Here is a 16,811-nt window from a genome sequence, read left to right on the forward strand (position 1 = left end):
TACTCTTAAAATTTATTGGTCTCTCAGAAGTTCCTCGAAATCTCCGTCTTCGGTAAGACGGAGGTTTTCCAGCTTTCCTTTCTCAGCCAAATCCTTCAATGTTGTATTCTGCAGCATTACCCGGATCGAATCGCGGGTTACCGCCCATTTATCATGAAGCGGACAGGGATTTTTAAGCCCGCAGCCCGGCAGGCCCAATACGCACTCTGTGAGCAAGCGGGGCCCGTCGATTGCCAATACTACATCAATAAGGGCGATTTTACTCCCCGGCTTGGTCAGTTTCACTCCCCCTTTGGGTCCTTTAAATGATTCCAAAAGGCCGTCGGCCGTAAGCTGCTGCAGAATCTTCGTGAGAAAGTGAAACGAGATCTCCAGCTTTTCACTCATTATCTTGATCGGGGTAAATTCATCCTCATCTTTTGAAGCCAGATAGAGAGATGCTCGCAAACCGTATACACAGGATTTTGACAACAACATGGTTTGGAAGGGTTAATGAAGAGTTTATTATCTTAAAATAGTCTATTTACCGCAAGACCTCAACCGCGTGCTCATCTAATCTTTCTTTTCTACCTGTTCGGACAAATTGAATGTGCCTGCTAGCAGCACACCCGCAGGAATCACAGGCAGCGCCGCAGCTGCGACCACCCAATAGATGAGTCCATTTGGGGTTAGCCCTGCAGGCCAGTGCCCGCTGATCATTGAAAGGGTTACAAGGATTAAACATACACTGAGAATAAAAAGAGTTTTGGCCGCAGCCTGCCGTTTCCTGCTGAAGGATTCAATTATGACAGCGGACGCCAGGCCAAGAAGCAGCGTGTGAAGATACAGAACACGAACCCCATGCTCTCCCGGCCAGATACCGTGCGGCATCAGCGCTGCGAGCAAAAACATTACTTTGAGAGAAAAAAAGGCCACAATGGCTTTTCCGGTAAACCCGGAACGGACAGCAGTTTTCCAAATGAACAGCATAAATATCAGTAAACCCGCTGCGGCAAGCGTCAGTCCGAGATAGGATGCAAACACCATTCCTCCGGTAAGCATCGGCCGGCTCAGTGATAAAGGAAAAAGCAGCATTGACCCGAACAGGACAGGTACATAATACCAGCCGCTGCGTAGCTTAATTTCAGGCAATTTATCCTCGGAGAGCATAACCAGAATACCCATAGCCGCCAGAACGACCCAGCCCTCCGTAAACACGCTCAAAAAAAACCCGGTCAATGCGGTTGGTATCAGGGATCCCGGTGCAGCTGTAAACTGAGCCACCGTCACCCCCCACGCGCCCAGTGAACTTAAAATCAATGCAAGCAATGCGGTGTCAAACAACAGAAGGCTTAACCGGTCATCCCTCTCTTTTCTGTATCTGTAATAGAGCCATGCAAACCAGTACCATGTAACCATAATCAGGCCGGATACGGCCGCTGCCAGGGGTATCTCCGCACGTCCAACTGCCACCGGTTGATAGCCGTACATGAGAAACAGCGGGTAGGTTAAAAATCCAAGAACAATCATCGTGATCATGCACGGCCTGAATGGCTTCAGCCCGCTCGCCTCAGGATCACGGAAAACGGATCCTGCCATCAAAATCATCAGCGGAGGGCAGATCCAGTTGAAGAACATCAGGTGTGAATGGGCGTGCCTGAGATTGGCAAATTCAATTCCCTCCGGCAAATTTGTGATCAGGCCCAATCGGTAAATAAATCCGGTAAGGCCGGCGAGAATAAAGCTTAACAAGGCCAGCCTCCACACCATCAGGAATGTTGAAGAATCGTTCTGCCTGCTCAACTCCATCTCAGCTCCGCTAATCGGTAAGTATCTGCGCTTTTCCTCTCCCAAGCAGGTGGATATAGGATACCACCACTCCAACAAGCAGAAGTGCGGCTCCCTGGTGGAAAACACCAAGCCAGACAGGTACGTGGTAAATCAGCGTATATACGCCAATGAGGTATTGAAACAGTACAGCTGCTGTCACGGCCAGCGTATGAAACATCACTCGCGTCCCCGCCTTTACAATGAACGCGCGAACAAGCATCCAGATACTGACCAGGCCAATCAGCGTACCAATCACCCTGTGCATCCATTGTACGGTAACCATATTTTGGAGAAAGTTCATCCAGAGTGGCTCGGATATCCAGAGTTCCGGCGGCATCCAGTATCCAAACATAGTCGGAAAGGTATTGTAAACATGGCCTGCGTGCAGTCCGGCCGTAAATGCTCCGTACACAACCTGCAGGGATATCAGTACTAGAAGTAAAACGCCCCAGCCAAAAAGTCGTCCCGTATCTTTTAAAGCGGCATTGCGCGATTCACTCAGGTCGAGTGCAAACCACACGCATAGACCGAAAATGACAAAAGCGATGAACAGGTGAGCGGCCAGCCTGTAGTGGCTCACTGCGGGAACGTCCACAAGACCGCTTTGAACCATGTACCAGCCCATCAGGCCCTGCAGGGTTCCAATGCCCAAAAGCACCAGCGCTCTGGAGGTCTGTTTGCGGTCGAGCTTTTTTCGGATGAGAAACCAACCGAAAGGAATCAGGAAAACGAGGCCCAGCAGCCTTCCCAGCATCCGGTGCAGGTATTCCCAGAAAAAAATGACCTTGAACTCGCCCAGGGTCATGTCACTGTTCACCTGGTAGTACTCCGGATAGAGTTTATACTGGTCGAACGCTTCGTTCCAGTCGGCCTCGCTGAGCGGTGGTATCGCCCCCATGATGGGTTCCCAGTCTGTCATGGACAGCCCGGAGCCGGTAAGGCGGGTTATACCGCCAATAATAAGGATGATAAAAACCAGAGTGGCGCCGCTCCAGTACCAGGCTTGTATGCTTTTTCTGTCCGCTGAATTTTTTGTTTGCACTTCCATCTGTTTGGTAATCCTGAAATTTATCAGGATCAATGTCTAAAAATCTTTCCTGCTAAACAATCTCAAACCGGTCCATGAGGGCACAATCAGCCACAGTGAAAGCATCGTTACTGAAAGAACCGATGCCATCGCCGTTCCAAAAAACCGGTTGAATACGGCTCCCGTATATCCCATCAATGCAGAAATATCAAATTCGATTAATATCATAATTCTGGCAAGGTCCATCGGGTTTAACATCGTGATGGCAATAATTCCTGTCTCGAGGGGGTAATCTCCCAAAAGAAAAATGATTACCATAATTAAACCATCATAAATAACGGCCATAAAAAGCCAGATAATGATAGAGAAACCAAACCCCTTAATTTTATCATCATAAAACCAGAGTCCCATCACAAAACCCAAGCCCACAAAAATAAAGGTAAGCAGCGATCCAAGGCCCAAAACAAGAAACAGCGGCGACCCGGTGCCTTCAGTTAACCCACCATGCCAGGCAAGAGGTAATATGGAACCAACCAGGAAAGCGACCGTAAGAGGTGCGGAAATGCCCGTGTATAAACCCCAGAAAAGTGCTGACCTGCTAACCGGCTGCGTAAGAAGAAGTTCAAGATAATCACGGGATTGATATATATAGAGAATACCATAGATCAAACTGATCATCGGAATGAGCAGCAGCATGATATTACTGACGCTTACCCATACCTCAGTACCGTCGCCGGCGAAACGAAAAAGTGAATCGGTAAGAAGTAGAAAAATCAGCCCGTAGCCAATCACCCACTTTGCCCTCAGCAGGGTTTTAAATTCATTGCGTAATATTTTTAAATAGATACTCATCATGAACCGGGTTCCTCCATCAGTTTTGCAATAGCTCCTTCCAGCCGCTCCTGACGATTTTCTTTCAGCAGATCATCAATTCGGCCGTAATATTTAATTTCACCCTCCAGAATGAACACCACATGATCTACAAGCTGCTCCAGCTCACTCATGATATGAGATGTAATCAGCACGGTTTTACCCGACTCTTTCTCTTTCTGAATCCGTTCTTTAAAAATGTAGCTGGATCGAGGATCCAAGCCTGCCGTGGGCTCATCAAAAAACAGAATGGAAGGATTAAACATCATGGCAATCGCGGCACCCACTTTTTGCCTGTTGCCTCCTGAGAGCGCCCTCAAGGATTTCTGAAGTTCTTTATTCAGGTCGAACTCTTCAATCAGTTCATCCAAATATACCGGGTCTTCGCCCCTCAGGTGCTGCATGAGACCGAAAAGATCGTTTACTGCCATTTGTTCCGGATATCGTGCTTGCTGGGGCATGTACCCGATATTCCTTCGGTATTCATAATTTCCGTTCAACCGGATATTGTTTATGGTAATATCCCCGGAATCGGCCTTTACCAGTCCCAGCATTGTTTTAATCAGCGTTGTTTTTCCGGCTCCGTTTGGGCCAACAATGCCTGTAGACTGGCCTTCAGGTATGGTCAGATTCAGCCCTTTCAAAACCTGTTGAGAGCCGAAAGCTTTTTTTAAGTTATTTACGTAAATCATTGAACAGGCTCCATAGACGGTTTAGGGTCAGTCAGGTTTTTTGGCGTTAATACAGGAAAGATTCTTTCGGCCGTATCAAGCAGGCCGGCCATCAAACTCCTGAGCATAATCAGCGATAGAGGCTGACGCTCAGCAAAAAGTGAAAACAGGCGAACCGGCCGGTACTCCACGTCTCCGATACCGTCCCGGTCAAGGTCGTATCCTTCGTACTGGCTCCAGTAATTGCCTTCATAGTGATTAGGATTTGAACGACTGTTCGTTGATACTTCAAACACATTGCCAAAAAAATTATTCCTGACGATTCGGTTATCCACTCCATTAGCCATCATTCGGATGGCGGTACCGTTTTCCGTGAAGTTGTTTTGTTCGATCTGAACACGATTGGAAGCTTCACTGTAGATACCTACCGAATTGGATTCAAAACGGTTGTTTTCAACCACGCTGTCGTTGATCTCCTTTAGCAGAAGCCCGTAACGGTTTGCTCCCCAGTTTTGTACAAATAGGTTACGCTGCATAACAACGTTCCTGGTGTACATTACGGCTACTCCGGAGACGTTGTCTCTGAACTCATTATCGATGTAGCTGCAATGGTCAGAGTACATAAAATGAAGGCCATATCTGATATTGCTGTACACTCTGTTTCCCGTCATTGTGCCGCCCTCAACAAATTCAAGGTAGATGCCGTCACGGTGGCCGGTAATTTCGTTCTGATGCACCTCCACATCTTTGCTGTACCACATGTGGATACCATTACCGGATGTGGTTTGCCGGTCTGCGTTCGAAATAATTGTATTACCGGTTACCTCTACATTTTCACTTTTGGCTATAAAAACCCCGAAAAAATTATTCGTAAGCGTCAGGTTTTGTATCAGGATGTTATTGCTCTCCTCTATAAGAATGGCCGCAAAGTCATCCATGAAACCGGAACCTGAATTTTTGATTTCAAAATTTTTAAGAGTGATGTTCTCTCCTTTCAGAATGAGGCCGTAACCTTCTCCTCCGATATCCAGAACGGCGCTGTTTTGTCCGTCAATCGTTACTGCTTTCTCAATAAGCAGTTCCCGAACATTGTAGGTTCCAGGCCCTATCCGTATGGTTGAGCCGGAGTCTGCTTGCTGAATCAACGCTTCAAGCCTGTTCTCTGACTCAGGAAGTTCTGCCGTTTGTGCGGCAGACATCAGGGGTATCATGCTCAGGCAGAAACCGGACAGAAGATATTTAAGATGCGTGGTCCTAAATATTGATAAAAAGGGGGTGGCTGTCATCGTTGTAAGTCCCATTTATCGACTACATAATTTACGGTTACATTCCAGTTCATTAATTCTGCATCCCCAATATCTGAAGGCAGAGGTACATGACCCGGCATTGCAAAGAGCGAGAGGCCCATGGGGCTTTGAATTGTTTCTGCATGATAAATATTCGCATTATCGATCAGTATCCACTGTTTTTGTCGCGTGTAATCCGAAACATACATTTTTGATTTGCCAGCGTGATCCGGGTTCTGATAGTGATAAGCTGCCATGCACTCGATACTGTCGAAGGTGTATGATTTTCCTTTATCGCTAACCATCTGGGATGCAAATTGCATATCAGATACCACCATTTTACAATACACACATTCATCCGTGTGCAGGTGCACCTCTTTGGGATCCTGGGATATGCAGGCAGTAAGCAGCAGAATAAGCAGAGTGGACAGAACGATACTTTTTTTCATGATGGTTCTCCGCATTTAATTTTCTTTTGAGGATGACTTGCCTGACCAAAATGCATACGAAGCAAGACCCATGCTGATCAATGAAATGTAGAATCCGGGTCCCGGCCAGGATGAAGCGGTAATATTGAGCAACTGTTTTGTGCCAATCAGCGGCGGCTGATACGTCATGCCAGGCACTTTTATAGCGGCATCATCGCTCAGATTGTGTCCGTAATCGTAACCCCAAAGGTAGAAATCGACCAGGCCTGCAATTGCAAGGAGTACAAAAAGAAGGATCCAGATCAGCAGTGCATTACGGTTTCCCCACAAGGCAATGACCAGTCCTGACGTAATCAGGAAGGCAAAGATCCAGGGCATAATTTTGAGTTCAGGTATTGATTCCGGCGTAATCTCTTTCATGCCGATATAATGGTTCAGACCGTTAATATTCAGAAGGTCATTCTTTTTCTGTCCTTCAATTTTATTGATTGAAATCTCCATTCCTATCCCTTCCGGGTACTGAGGTGCATCCATGTCAATAGTCCAGATTGGAACAAAAAATACGAGTCCCAGAAGCAGTGCGGCGACTGCAGTCAATGATTTTTCTTTGGTGCCCATTTATACCTCATTTTCCTTTTGAGTTTGTTAAGAAGAGAAAAGGGCCGGTCAAAGCCCTCTTCAAGGTCTGAATATTAGATCATCTCCATTTTTTTAATTTCCTGTACCATAGCTAATCGGAACATTTGATCCTGCCGGAGACACCCGTGCATATCCCTGCATCTCCTGGTGAAGAGCTGAGCAGAAGTCGGTGCAGTAGAAAGGATAAACACCCGGTTTTTGCGGTTCCCAGACAAGTGTCCTGGTCTCGCCCGGCATAATCAGCAACTCAGCTGTTCGGGCACCAAGCATGGCAAATCCGTGAGGCACATCCCAGTCCTGCTCAAGGTTGGTTACATGGAAATAGACCTTATCACCCACTTTAATACCTTCAATATTGTCTGGTGCAAAGTGGCTGCGAATTGTGGTCATATATACATGAACATTGTTGCCATCACGCTCCACCCTGGTATCGGCTTCTGTTTTGGTTGCTGCAGGGTGATTGTTCTCTTCGAGCTGATAAAACCTGATTTGTCTCTCTTTTACGATATCCGCTGCGATACCCTGAGCATAATGAGGTTCACCGTCTGTCGGAAAATCAAGAAGCAGCTCCATTTTATCGCCGCTGATGTCGATAAGCTGCGCTGAGTGAAACAGTTCGGGACCGGTTGGCAGATAGCGGTCTTTGGTGATTTTATTCAGTGCCACCAAGTATTTTCCTTCCGGTTGCATGCTGTCTCCGCCGGGTATCATCAGGTGACCGGGAGAATAGTAGGTATCGATCCGGTCAACGACCTCGAAAGTTTCCAGGCTCCATTTCACAACCTCGGATGAGATAAATGCCGTGGTGTAGGCGTAGCCTTTACCATCGAATTCCGTATGAAGAGTACCAATACCTGCATTTTCCACTTCCGCGTGAATTACGGAATCATAATTCAATACCGGAATGCCATCGACTTCGCCTTCGAAATCTTCATTTTCTATAGCCTCAATCATTTTTTCAAAAGAGTGCACTGGCAGAACGGATGAGAGTTTTCCACCGCCAATTATGTAACGACCGCTGGGATCCACATCCACGCCGTGCGGAGATTTGGGTGTTGGCAGGTAGTAGATAATACCCGGGTTTTCGATCGGATCGATCACCGTCACCGTTTCAACCAGTTCAGATTTTGCACGCTGTTCATTGTGATCCATATAATTGCGATAGTGGGGGGCCGGAATTTCCCTGCCTTCACCATTTGCCACCAGTTCGGCAGCTTTTCGCCAGTTAACAGCTGCAATAAAGTCCTTGTCATTTCTGGACGCATTTCTTTCAAGCAGGGTGTGAGCCTCTTCCGTATTGTAGCTCGTAAAGAACGACCAGTCGGCCGATGGACCCTTACCTGCATGAGAAAGGTCATAGTTAAAACCGGGTACCAGAATCTGGAAATCAATATTCATCTCACCCTCTTCGCCCACTTTAATAAATGAGAGTGTTCCCTTGAAGTTTTCTGCATACGAAGAGATGCTGACATCCTGATTTTCCAGAGTCTCCTCATCCATTGGAATGCTAAACCGGGTAGCAGCTGAGATATACTCGGTATTGGTCGTAACAAATGGAGAGGCGTGATTGCCGGCTGCATTGGGAATCTCAATGATCTCCGCGGTCTGGAAGTTGGCAAAGTCAATCCGGGCTACCCTCGGTGTATTGTTTGCATTTATAAATATCCATCGACCGTCAGGCACACCGTCAGTTTGCGACATCTCAGGGTGATGGGCATCATCCCAGGGAATAAATCCATGAGTGGTCTGAAGCATCGGCTTGGTCTCTTCAGAATAGCCGTAACCGCTCACCGGGGCCTGCGAAAAGACCGGTATAGTATAGAGATGACGGCCTGATGGCAAACCGTAAACGGTCATCTGACCACTATAACCGCCCGAAAACATGCCATAGAATTCATCGTGTTCTCCGGGGGCTACATAAACCTTTTGGGCCGCGTCAGATGAACCCGCCAAATTTTGCTGTGATGGACAGCCATAAAGTGTTAATCCGATTATCGCAATAAAAGGCACTGCCCACCATGTACGCCTTTTTTTGTTATCTATTGGTTTCATAATTGTATTGATTTATTGATTAGTAGAGGTTTTTTAATTTTCCTTTTCGGGCATTTCGATTGTTCTGAAGTACTCAACTATTGCCCTCGCTTCTTCTATGGTTACATTCTGATAGGGCATTGGCGACATGTATTCCTGCATCATTTTCCTGCCTTCAGGATGCTTTTTGGTCATTTCGTCAGGATTCATGATCATGTTCATTGTGTATGTGGCTGATCTTCTTTCAAGCACTTCACCAACCGCAGGACCGATATATCTTTCTGTAGGCTTGTGGCATGCCGTACATTTGGCATTAAATATGGCTTTGCCTTCCTCTGCCAGGCTGGTGTCCAGCTCACCAAGTTCCACCACTTCGTTGACTGGGCCTATGCCGTGCTCCATTTCAAAATCAGTTAGTCCGCTTGTGCTTTGGTTTGCTGTACTATCACCTCTATCGCTGCTTTCATCAGCCCCTCCGCAGGCAGTAAATGCGAGGATGGCGATGATTGATAGTGCTGTCATCACGTAAGTTTTCATAGTAAAAAAAGAATTAAGAGTGCTTTGTCTGTTATATGGTAAAATTTTTCTGTTCATTTTCTTATAAGGTCTGCTACTGTTTTAGCATCAGGAATTTCCCTACCCGTCTTGTAGGTATTTATAAGTCTGGTTTCTCTGAGCAGTTCAAGAATCTCTTTCTTTAAACCGCTCCACTTTCCGTGAAACCTGCAGGGGCTAAGATCTCCGCAATTGCTCAGCCCCAGCAGGCATTCATTCAGGTCCAGATCCCCCTCGATGGCAACAATAATATCCATGAATGAAATGTCACCCGGATTTCCCTTTAACCTGACTCCTCCCTTTGGCCCTTTGCAGGATTCTACGATTCCCGCAGCCGTAAGCCGCTGAAGCACCTTGGTAAGGAAGTAGAATGAGAGGCCCAGATCATCACTGAGTTCCCTGATGTTTGTGTAGCCGCTCTCTCCCCTCCCAGCCAGTAAAACCGAAGCCCGGAGTCCGTAGATGCTCGACTTGGATAAAATCATACTATGCCTCCCATTTTAAGTGATTATGATAAGTATCGACACGGAAAGAGCACTCCTCCCGACAGCCCAACACCCCTGAAAGAACATCCTTCATCCCTGCAAGGGTCACACCGGTGGCCAGATAGATACCTCCGGTCCTTATCATGCATCTCGTTACTTTCGGCATTTGAGATTTAAGGTTTTGTGGTTGTCGTTATTTTTGATCACTGTGGATGTATTTATTGACAAAAATGTTGCCCAAGCAGCCCCTCTGCTTTTCTGAATAGTATGTTGTTCTCCAGGTGTACGTGCTTGTGAAGATCGTTCTCAAAACCCTCCAGGTTTTTATAGAGAATGCGGTACGTAGTACAGGCATCCTGCGGAGGTGTGAACCCATTGCTAAGATTACGAATTTGCCTCATAGCCTCACCAGCCGCTTCGTGCTCCTCTTCCATCTTATTCAGTTCCAGCTTCAGGTCCTTTAACATACCTGCAGGTACAGCATTTCCGTTTTCCATTGCTTCCGATACAGATCTGATCAGCGGAAAAACGGTCGATTCCTCGCTCCCAAGATGCTCCATCAATTTATTTGCAAGCCTTGTAAAGATCTCAAAGATCTCCCTGTTTTCAGGATGTTTCTCCCCATGCACCCTGGACACCTTGGCTGCGTAGACGGCTATTTCCGGAGTTTTATTCCGTACAAAGGTGTGATGCCTGTTTATGATGTAGTCGATCAAAAAAGATGGAGACCAGTCGCTGTAATTTTCACTTCCACAATCCTCCTTGCCGTACACGCTTTCCAGTTCTTCCTGAACCGTCTCAAGGCTTACTCCCTTCTTTTCGCAAATGGCCGACAACAGCTGACCGCCGCCACAGCAGAAATCAATTCCGTACTGCCGGAATACGCCGGCTGCGTGATAGTTTTCCGCTACAATGTCTCCTACGGATCTGTTTGTAAAATTCATTTTCTTCAATCGTTTAATAACTGTTCGGGTTTTGTTTTTTTAAAAAGGTACGGCCGGGTTAGATACCTCCGGCCGTACCTGCCGATGGGTCTTGCGAAGGTGATTACCTATGCCGGGTTTGTAACCCTGAGAATTCCCTTCATGCCGCCAAAGTAGTGGCCCGGAAATGTGCAGACGTATTCGTACTCACCGGGAGTATCCGGCACGGTAAATTCAATCGTATCCGTTTCACCGCCGCCGATCATTTTGGTAAAAGCGATCACCTGATCCTGAAAGGCCGGAGCAATGTATTCGTTATCCTTTGCCGTCATGGATGCAAAGACGAAATCGTCCATATTTACGCCCTGATCCACAATTGCAATGTTGTGACCCATGGCCGCCTTAGGCAGGTTGCTTTCCACAACCAGTGTAACTCTGAGCTTTTCACCGGGTTCGGCCTCGATCAGAGTCACGTCAAACTTCATGTTGTCGGTGCCTTTCACGGTAATTTCACGTACGTTTTCGGTTTCACCTGCGGCTGCAAAAATCTGTGCTGCCATCAGGCCTGTCAACAGTATCGATAATGTGAGTTTAATGAGTGTTTTCATGGTTTTATCCTTTATTAAAATGTTTATCTGTGATTGTGTTGATTTGTAAATTCGTTTGATGTGGTCATCTCTTTTCGGAGCCTGCTCTCGATAGATGTCACCGCAGCATCCACAGGCTGATTCAGGCCGATCATTCGTTCTGCGATTGCGCCCTTCTCATCCAGTATGGATACCAGGTTGGAGTGTGCAAAGTGTCCGTCCGATTTCCGGATGTATTCCACGCCCAGCAGCATGGCCAGTTCACGAATGTGAGCCTGACTGCCGGTTAAAAAGTGCCATTGGGGAATATTCAGTTCATATTGTTCCGCGTACTCCATCCATCTTTCAGGGGTATCGTTTTCGGGATCAAATGTGACCACCGCGACGCGAACCTCACTTTGAAGCTCTTCATCCACGCCTTCGAATACGCGTTTTGCGTCCCGTACAAGAATCGGACACACCTGTGTGCAGTTTCCGTACACCATTACCACGATCACCGGCTTTCCGGCAAATTCCGACAGACGGATCTCCTCGTTTCTATGGCTGGTCCACACAGCGGTACTGTGATAAACGGAGTAATCTGTCTGAATGTCCATCGCGTCCAGCGCATTGCTGTTTGAATGATTGCCGTGATGATGCTGGGTATAAGCCAGTGATGGAAGCATCGCCAGTAACAGCAGCGCAGTGAATATTTTGATCATTGTTTTCATGATTCCTCCTTTTCAGTTGACGGGCGGCAGCGGATCGTAGGCACATCTGAATCCCAGCATGCCGGTAGTGCTTGCCGGGTCGAAACTCATTCTTGTGATAAACCGGATCGACATGGCGTAGCTGTAGATGCTGCTGTCGCCCTTCATGCGTCCCACGGTTCCGCAGTCGAGTGAGATGTCCTCCCCCACCGGGGGCTTGAAATCCTCCACCCACTCCATTACCAGGCCGAACAGATCCTTCACACCATACCGGTTTTCGATACCGGTTGAACCCGTGAGGCCCGTTTTTTCGGCATCCACTGCGGAATACCAACCGATCAGCTCATAGCTGAACCGGTCGGCTTCCTTAGCGGAGGTAAAATCCATGGCCTGTGCGGCATATTCCCATTCATGCAGGGTGGGCAGGCGTCCGCCTTTCCAGCCGCAATAGGCATTCGCCGCAAACCAGGAGACTCTCGTTACGGGCTCGTTTCCGTTCCTGTCATCCTGCAGCTGCAGGTCGTCCTGCCACTGCTCCAGATAGGAGCTGCCCGCAAATACGGGCGGTATTTCAGACCGTGTCCATTCGGGATTTACTTTCAGGAACTCCAGAAACTCCGCGTTGGTAACGGCCGTCTCATCGAGACGAAACGCAGCTACCTGAACCGGCTCACCGACAACCTCCGGAAGCACCGAGTGGTAGCTTCCGGCGGGGATCTCTATGATACCCCGGTTCTGCGCCGTTCCCGCTGCCGCAGCAGACAGGGAAGCGGCACAGATCAGGATGATATGGATGATATTTCGCAACATGATTCGTCTCTGTAATTCGCCTACTGTCTGGGTCCTGCGCTCAGCGTACCGGTTGCGCCTTTTTCGGCATCGGCAAACTCGTGGTCAATCAGGATGTATTTGCCTTCTTCAGGCACGATGAACTCCACCGTGGCCGAGTTGGATGCGCCCAGCAGCACGGTTTGCATACCTTTCATTTCATTGTCGGGGTGACCCTCCATCCATACGCGATCAAAAATGGCACCGATCACGTGAAAGCTGGATGTCTGGCTGGGGCCGTTGTTTGAAAAGTGAATCCGTACGCGTTCTCCCGCATTGGCCTTCAGCGGCTGATCGTGCAGTATGGTTTGATGGCCGTTAAACACTACGTGCGAGGGATTAATATTCTGAGCGGCTTCAAAATCATACTGATAGATATCACCGGCACCTTTTTTCAGGTAATATTCAGATTGAACCACCACATATTCATGGTCTATGCGGTCATCGGTTTCGTAGCCCTCTTTGGGTGAAACCACCACCACGCCGTGCTGACCCATTGCAGTGTGCATCAGAACACTTGGTGTTCCGCAGTGATAGATGTAGGTGCCCGGATAATTGGCCACCCAGTCGAACTGAATGGTTTCACCGGGAGCAATGGTTCTCCATTTGTCATCCTTGGCAACGGTGCCGGAGTGAAAGTCCATCGAGTGCGGCATCGGCATAATCGATGGCTGCGTATTCATGTAGTTATTCTCGCGGATCTGCTTCAGATAGGGAGAAGCAAACTCTTCCTCATTCACCTCATAGGAGATGTCGAGGCCGGACGGTCCGCCCGTGTTTTCACCGTTCATAAGCAGTTCGCTTACCGGCTCATTGATCTGAACCATTTCATCCGACCGGTTCTTCATGGTAAAGGTAATGCGGTCGCCTTCACGCACGTGAATGACCGGGCCCGGCACCATACCGCCGAACGTCCATGCGCGATATCGCACACCCTCGGCTACCTCTATCTCCTGGACAAATGTATCCAGCCGAACCTGGTGATGCCTGTTTCCTTCATAATCGAGCTTAGCCAGTTTGGGAAGCATGGTTACGTAATCGCCCACTACCGGCGGGCCGTCATAATCGTCTGTAAAGACGGTGGCTTCAGGCATGCCAAAAATCATGCCGTCGATGGTGTATTCCTGTGTTTGAGCTTGTACCGTTGTAAGGCCCGTCGCAATAAACAGCATCACGGCGAGGTAATTCATAAAACGTTTCATAATGTTCTCCGCTTTGTGTTCAGGGTTGCAGCAACCCCTTGTTTGGTAAAAAGTATTTTGAGTGTGTAAGTGTGTTCAGGCAGCAAATGTATCCTGCATCTTGCCCGTGTCGGGTTAAACAGCAGGGTTTACCGGGGAGGCGGAAGGTCGGTCTGGTAGTGAAGTGCAAGCGTCTGCTCATCTCCGGAGCAGCAAAGACCGGTTTTTTGATTAATTCCGAGAGGCGACGGCTGTTCACCCATATGCAGGGGAACCGGGTAATAATCGATATCCAGGAGCTGATCACTCTCTCCCTGATGATGATCGCAGGAGCAGGCAGCTATATCCATATCACATTTTCCCTCTGTGCACATCTCTCCCGCAGGCTCCGTGAGAAGCTCTGTCAGGCTGCCTTCATACATGAGGTGCTGCACCATCGGGGTAACCGGCTGCAGGGCTCCGACCATGAAAGCGATTAAGAGGATATGTGAATAAAGAGTTTTCACCTGGATTTCTGTTTGGTTTGTTTCTCTCTGGAACCATGATAGAAGTTTTATTTAAAAGATACAAGAGTATTTTGTCTTAAATAGAAAGTTTGCTTCTTTCCACCTTTGCCGGCAGCTGATACCTTCTGCTTTTCCTGTCGGATTTTTCAGGTTCTATTTCCAAAATCATGTATTTTATTGCTTTTAATGGTATTTTTCCTTGCTCAGGTTTCCTGGCAAAGGCATAACAGAAAAACCTTTCGCCTTACAATAATAAAGAGTAATTTGTCTTTTTATTTTAATTTTGCATAACCATGATCCAAAACCAACACACCTTCCACATTCCGGTAATGGGTACCGGTCATTCTATCGACAGCCCTGTTCGGGTAGCACACCTGGGTATCAACTCGGTTATTTCCGTAGTTGACGATTTGCTGTGTGAAAAAATCCGCAAGTACTACTGCGGTGAATTCAACATCCCCTATCAGAATATTCCGCGCTCAAGCAAAGACGGGCGGGCGGATAGAATTGCGGCCTATCTGGAAACCGTTCAGCAAATTGTTCACACAAAATTTGAAGAGCTGAAGAATCTGCCGCTTTTTGCCGATTCTGAAAAAGACCGTTATTTCAGGCTTCTCCCCTCTTCAAATTCATTGCGCAAAACATACGATTATATAGCAACGCTCTCCGATCCGGATGAGCGTAGACGATTGACTGACGACCTTACTGAAAGAATGACCCCGGGCTTTATCGATGTGAACATCATGGCCAAAGTTGACGCCCTCGGCACGGCCGGGGATGGCAAACCGTTGAGCTCCGAGTATTCTGACGCAAGCGCAGCTCTCAGGGGATACGCGAACAGCAGTTTATCCTCCTCTCTCGTCCTCTCTGCGGGTTTTAATCCACGGCTCTACAGCTATCTGTCTGAGTTCGGAGACTTTTACCGGGATAAGGCGGGAGAGATCAGGAAGAAAATTGTGCTCAAGGTCAGTGATTTCCGTTCGGCACTGATTCAGGGAAAATTTCTTGCCAAAAAAGGCCTGGAGGTGGCTGAGTTTCGAATTGAATCGGGTTTGAACTGCGGTGGGCACGCCTTCGCCTCAGACGGGCACCTGATGCCGGTGCTTCTGAGGGAATTCCGCGAGAAAAAGAATGAACTCGTGGAAACCTTTCAGCCCATGGTGCAAAGTTTTTATGAATCGATGGGCTGGGATTATCCGGATCTTGAAATCGACGACATCACTCCCAAAATTACTGTACAGGGCGGCATTGGCACTTATGGCGAGATGCAGCGGCTGATGAATGATTTTGGCATGGACGGTACAGGCTGGGGCAGCCCGTTTCTGCTGGTGCCCGAAGCCACCTGCGTTGATGACGTCACCACAAAATTACTGGCAAATGCCGGCGAGAAGGACCTCTACCTGAGCAATGTTTCTCCGCTGGGTGTCCCTTTTAATAACATCCGGGGTTCCGGATCCGAAATATATACCAAAAAGCTGGTCGACGCCGGCAAACCGGGTTCCAAATGTCCCAAGGGGTTTCTCGTTTCCAATACAGAATTTACCGAAAATCCGATCTGTACGGCCTCTGCCCAGTATCAGCTGCTCAAAATCAATCAGATCAAGGAGCGGGCAGACCTCAGCGAAAATGAGAAAGACAGGCAGGCATCACGGGTGATGGAAAAGACCTGCCTCTGTACAAACCTCGGTACGGGCTCGCTGATCCGGCTGGGTATCATGAAACCGTCGTACGGCAGGCAGGAAATCTGTCCCGGCCCAAATGTGGCCTGGTTTAACAGGGAATATCTGCTGGATGAAATGGTGGATCACATATATGGGCGAACTGAATCACTGGTTTCTGCCGAACGGCCCCATATGTTTGCAAAAGAGCTGTGCATGTATGTGGATTATCTCACGGAATTGACTGAGCAAACGGATCCGGAAGACAAGAGTGGTTTGAACCGCCTGAAAAAAATGCGCAAAAACCTTCATGAGGGCATGGATCTTTGCCTCGAAATCGCTGACTCTGCCGCATACCCGGATGAAAACCTGGGTTCTCTCCGATCAACGGTTCTTGAACAGAGAAAACGGCTTGATATGCTTTTTAAGGCAGATGTAGCCTGAAGCATGGGCATCCGGAATAAACCGGGACTTTTGCAAGCACCCAGGGTTCAGGCAAAATCCTCTACCGTGATCTGGTTTTCGGGACGAACAGCAGATACATTCATGCGATCATTCAATTGTCTCAGCTAAATCAGCACTCCGCTCCGAAGGGTTTCCGATGGGGCGGGGCATCGCCCTTATCCCCGACCGCCGCC

18 protein-coding genes are annotated in these 16,811 nt (G+C 48.1%); 1 reads left to right on the top strand and 17 read right to left on the bottom strand.

Annotation, left to right across the window (positions count from 1 at the left end):
* Positions 1 to 12: 12 nt before the first annotated feature.
* The 17 genes from DDZ15_RS02940 to DDZ15_RS03020 all read right to left on the bottom strand — a co-directional run bounded on the left by DDZ15_RS02940 (position 13) and on the right by DDZ15_RS03020 (position 14,515).
* On the bottom strand, positions 13 to 477 hold the full coding sequence (locus DDZ15_RS02940; RefSeq protein WP_199222861.1) for an RrF2 family transcriptional regulator: 465 nt from the start codon (positions 475 to 477) through the stop codon (positions 13 to 15).
* A gap of 75 nt (positions 478 to 552) precedes the next feature.
* The gene (locus DDZ15_RS02945; protein WP_109644660.1) at positions 553 to 1,788 is read right to left on the bottom strand and encodes a hypothetical protein; all 1,236 of its coding nucleotides are present in this window, start codon (positions 1,786 to 1,788) and stop codon (positions 553 to 555) included.
* 10 nt (positions 1,789 to 1,798) lie between these two features.
* Entirely contained in the window at positions 1,799 to 2,857 is a 1,059-nt protein-coding gene (locus tag DDZ15_RS02950) for a COX15/CtaA family protein (RefSeq protein ID WP_109644663.1), read from the bottom strand.
* 36 nt (positions 2,858 to 2,893) lie between these two features.
* Positions 2,894 to 3,691, bottom strand: coding sequence for an ABC transporter permease (locus DDZ15_RS02955; RefSeq protein ID WP_109644664.1), 798 nt, complete (start codon positions 3,689 to 3,691; stop codon positions 2,894 to 2,896).
* On the bottom strand, positions 3,688 to 4,398 hold the full coding sequence (locus DDZ15_RS02960) for an ABC transporter ATP-binding protein (RefSeq protein ID WP_109644666.1): 711 nt from the start codon (positions 4,396 to 4,398) through the stop codon (positions 3,688 to 3,690). Before DDZ15_RS02960 ends, DDZ15_RS02955 begins: the two co-directional genes overlap by 4 nt.
* Positions 4,395 to 5,576 carry a nitrous oxide reductase family maturation protein NosD gene (nosD, locus tag DDZ15_RS02965; protein WP_158278608.1) on the bottom strand — a complete coding sequence of 394 codons (1,182 nt, stop codon included), beginning with the start codon at positions 5,574 to 5,576 and terminating at the stop codon, positions 4,395 to 4,397. The genes DDZ15_RS02960 and nosD overlap by 4 nt, the downstream gene beginning before the upstream one ends.
* An 83-nt stretch (positions 5,577 to 5,659) precedes the next feature.
* The gene (locus DDZ15_RS02970; protein WP_158278609.1) at positions 5,660 to 6,112 is read right to left on the bottom strand and encodes a nitrous oxide reductase accessory protein NosL; all 453 of its coding nucleotides are present in this window, start codon (positions 6,110 to 6,112) and stop codon (positions 5,660 to 5,662) included.
* Positions 6,113 to 6,127: 15 nt separating this feature from the next.
* On the bottom strand, positions 6,128 to 6,709 hold the full coding sequence (locus tag DDZ15_RS02975) for a hypothetical protein (RefSeq protein WP_109644672.1): 582 nt from the start codon (positions 6,707 to 6,709) through the stop codon (positions 6,128 to 6,130).
* A gap of 93 nt (positions 6,710 to 6,802) precedes the next feature.
* On the bottom strand, positions 6,803 to 8,782 hold the full coding sequence (gene nosZ, locus DDZ15_RS02980; RefSeq protein ID WP_109644674.1) for a Sec-dependent nitrous-oxide reductase: 1,980 nt from the start codon (positions 8,780 to 8,782) through the stop codon (positions 6,803 to 6,805).
* Positions 8,783 to 8,815: 33 nt separating this feature from the next.
* Positions 8,816 to 9,283, bottom strand: a complete 468-nt coding sequence (locus DDZ15_RS02985; protein WP_158278610.1) for a c-type cytochrome — start codon at positions 9,281 to 9,283, stop codon at positions 8,816 to 8,818.
* Positions 9,284 to 9,351: 68 nt separating this feature from the next.
* Positions 9,352 to 9,801 carry an RrF2 family transcriptional regulator gene (locus DDZ15_RS02990; protein WP_109644678.1) on the bottom strand — a complete coding sequence of 150 codons (450 nt, stop codon included), beginning with the start codon at positions 9,799 to 9,801 and terminating at the stop codon, positions 9,352 to 9,354.
* 218 nt (positions 9,802 to 10,019) lie between these two features.
* On the bottom strand, positions 10,020 to 10,745 hold the full coding sequence (gene ric, locus DDZ15_RS02995; protein WP_109644680.1) for an iron-sulfur cluster repair di-iron protein: 726 nt from the start codon (positions 10,743 to 10,745) through the stop codon (positions 10,020 to 10,022).
* A gap of 107 nt (positions 10,746 to 10,852) precedes the next feature.
* Positions 10,853 to 11,332, bottom strand: a complete 480-nt coding sequence (locus tag DDZ15_RS03000; protein ID WP_109644682.1) for a plastocyanin/azurin family copper-binding protein — start codon at positions 11,330 to 11,332, stop codon at positions 10,853 to 10,855.
* A 23-nt stretch (positions 11,333 to 11,355) separates the two neighbouring features.
* Complete coding sequence (locus DDZ15_RS03005) at positions 11,356 to 12,021, bottom strand: SCO family protein (RefSeq protein WP_109644684.1); 666 nt, start codon at positions 12,019 to 12,021, stop codon at positions 11,356 to 11,358.
* 12 nt (positions 12,022 to 12,033) lie between these two features.
* Positions 12,034 to 12,810 carry a formylglycine-generating enzyme family protein gene (locus DDZ15_RS03010; protein ID WP_109644686.1) on the bottom strand — a complete coding sequence of 259 codons (777 nt, stop codon included), beginning with the start codon at positions 12,808 to 12,810 and terminating at the stop codon, positions 12,034 to 12,036.
* A gap of 20 nt (positions 12,811 to 12,830) precedes the next feature.
* Positions 12,831 to 14,030: a multicopper oxidase domain-containing protein gene (locus DDZ15_RS03015; protein WP_109644688.1), complete on the bottom strand. Its 1,200-nt coding sequence runs from the start codon at positions 14,028 to 14,030 to the stop codon at positions 12,831 to 12,833.
* A gap of 128 nt (positions 14,031 to 14,158) precedes the next feature.
* Positions 14,159 to 14,515 carry a hypothetical protein gene (locus tag DDZ15_RS03020; protein WP_146198498.1) on the bottom strand — a complete coding sequence of 119 codons (357 nt, stop codon included), beginning with the start codon at positions 14,513 to 14,515 and terminating at the stop codon, positions 14,159 to 14,161.
* 293 nt (positions 14,516 to 14,808) lie between these two features.
* Here DDZ15_RS03020 and DDZ15_RS03025 point away from each other — a divergent pair, with 293 nt between their 5' ends.
* Positions 14,809 to 16,617 (top strand): hypothetical protein, encoded by a 1,809-nt coding sequence (locus DDZ15_RS03025; protein WP_146198499.1) that lies wholly within the window; start codon positions 14,809 to 14,811, stop codon positions 16,615 to 16,617.
* The last annotated feature ends 194 nt before the right edge of the window (positions 16,618 to 16,811 follow it).

It is taken from the genome of Rhodohalobacter mucosus (assembly GCF_003150675.1).
GTDB classification, from domain to species: domain Bacteria; phylum Bacteroidota; class Rhodothermia; order Balneolales; family Balneolaceae; genus Rhodohalobacter; species Rhodohalobacter mucosus.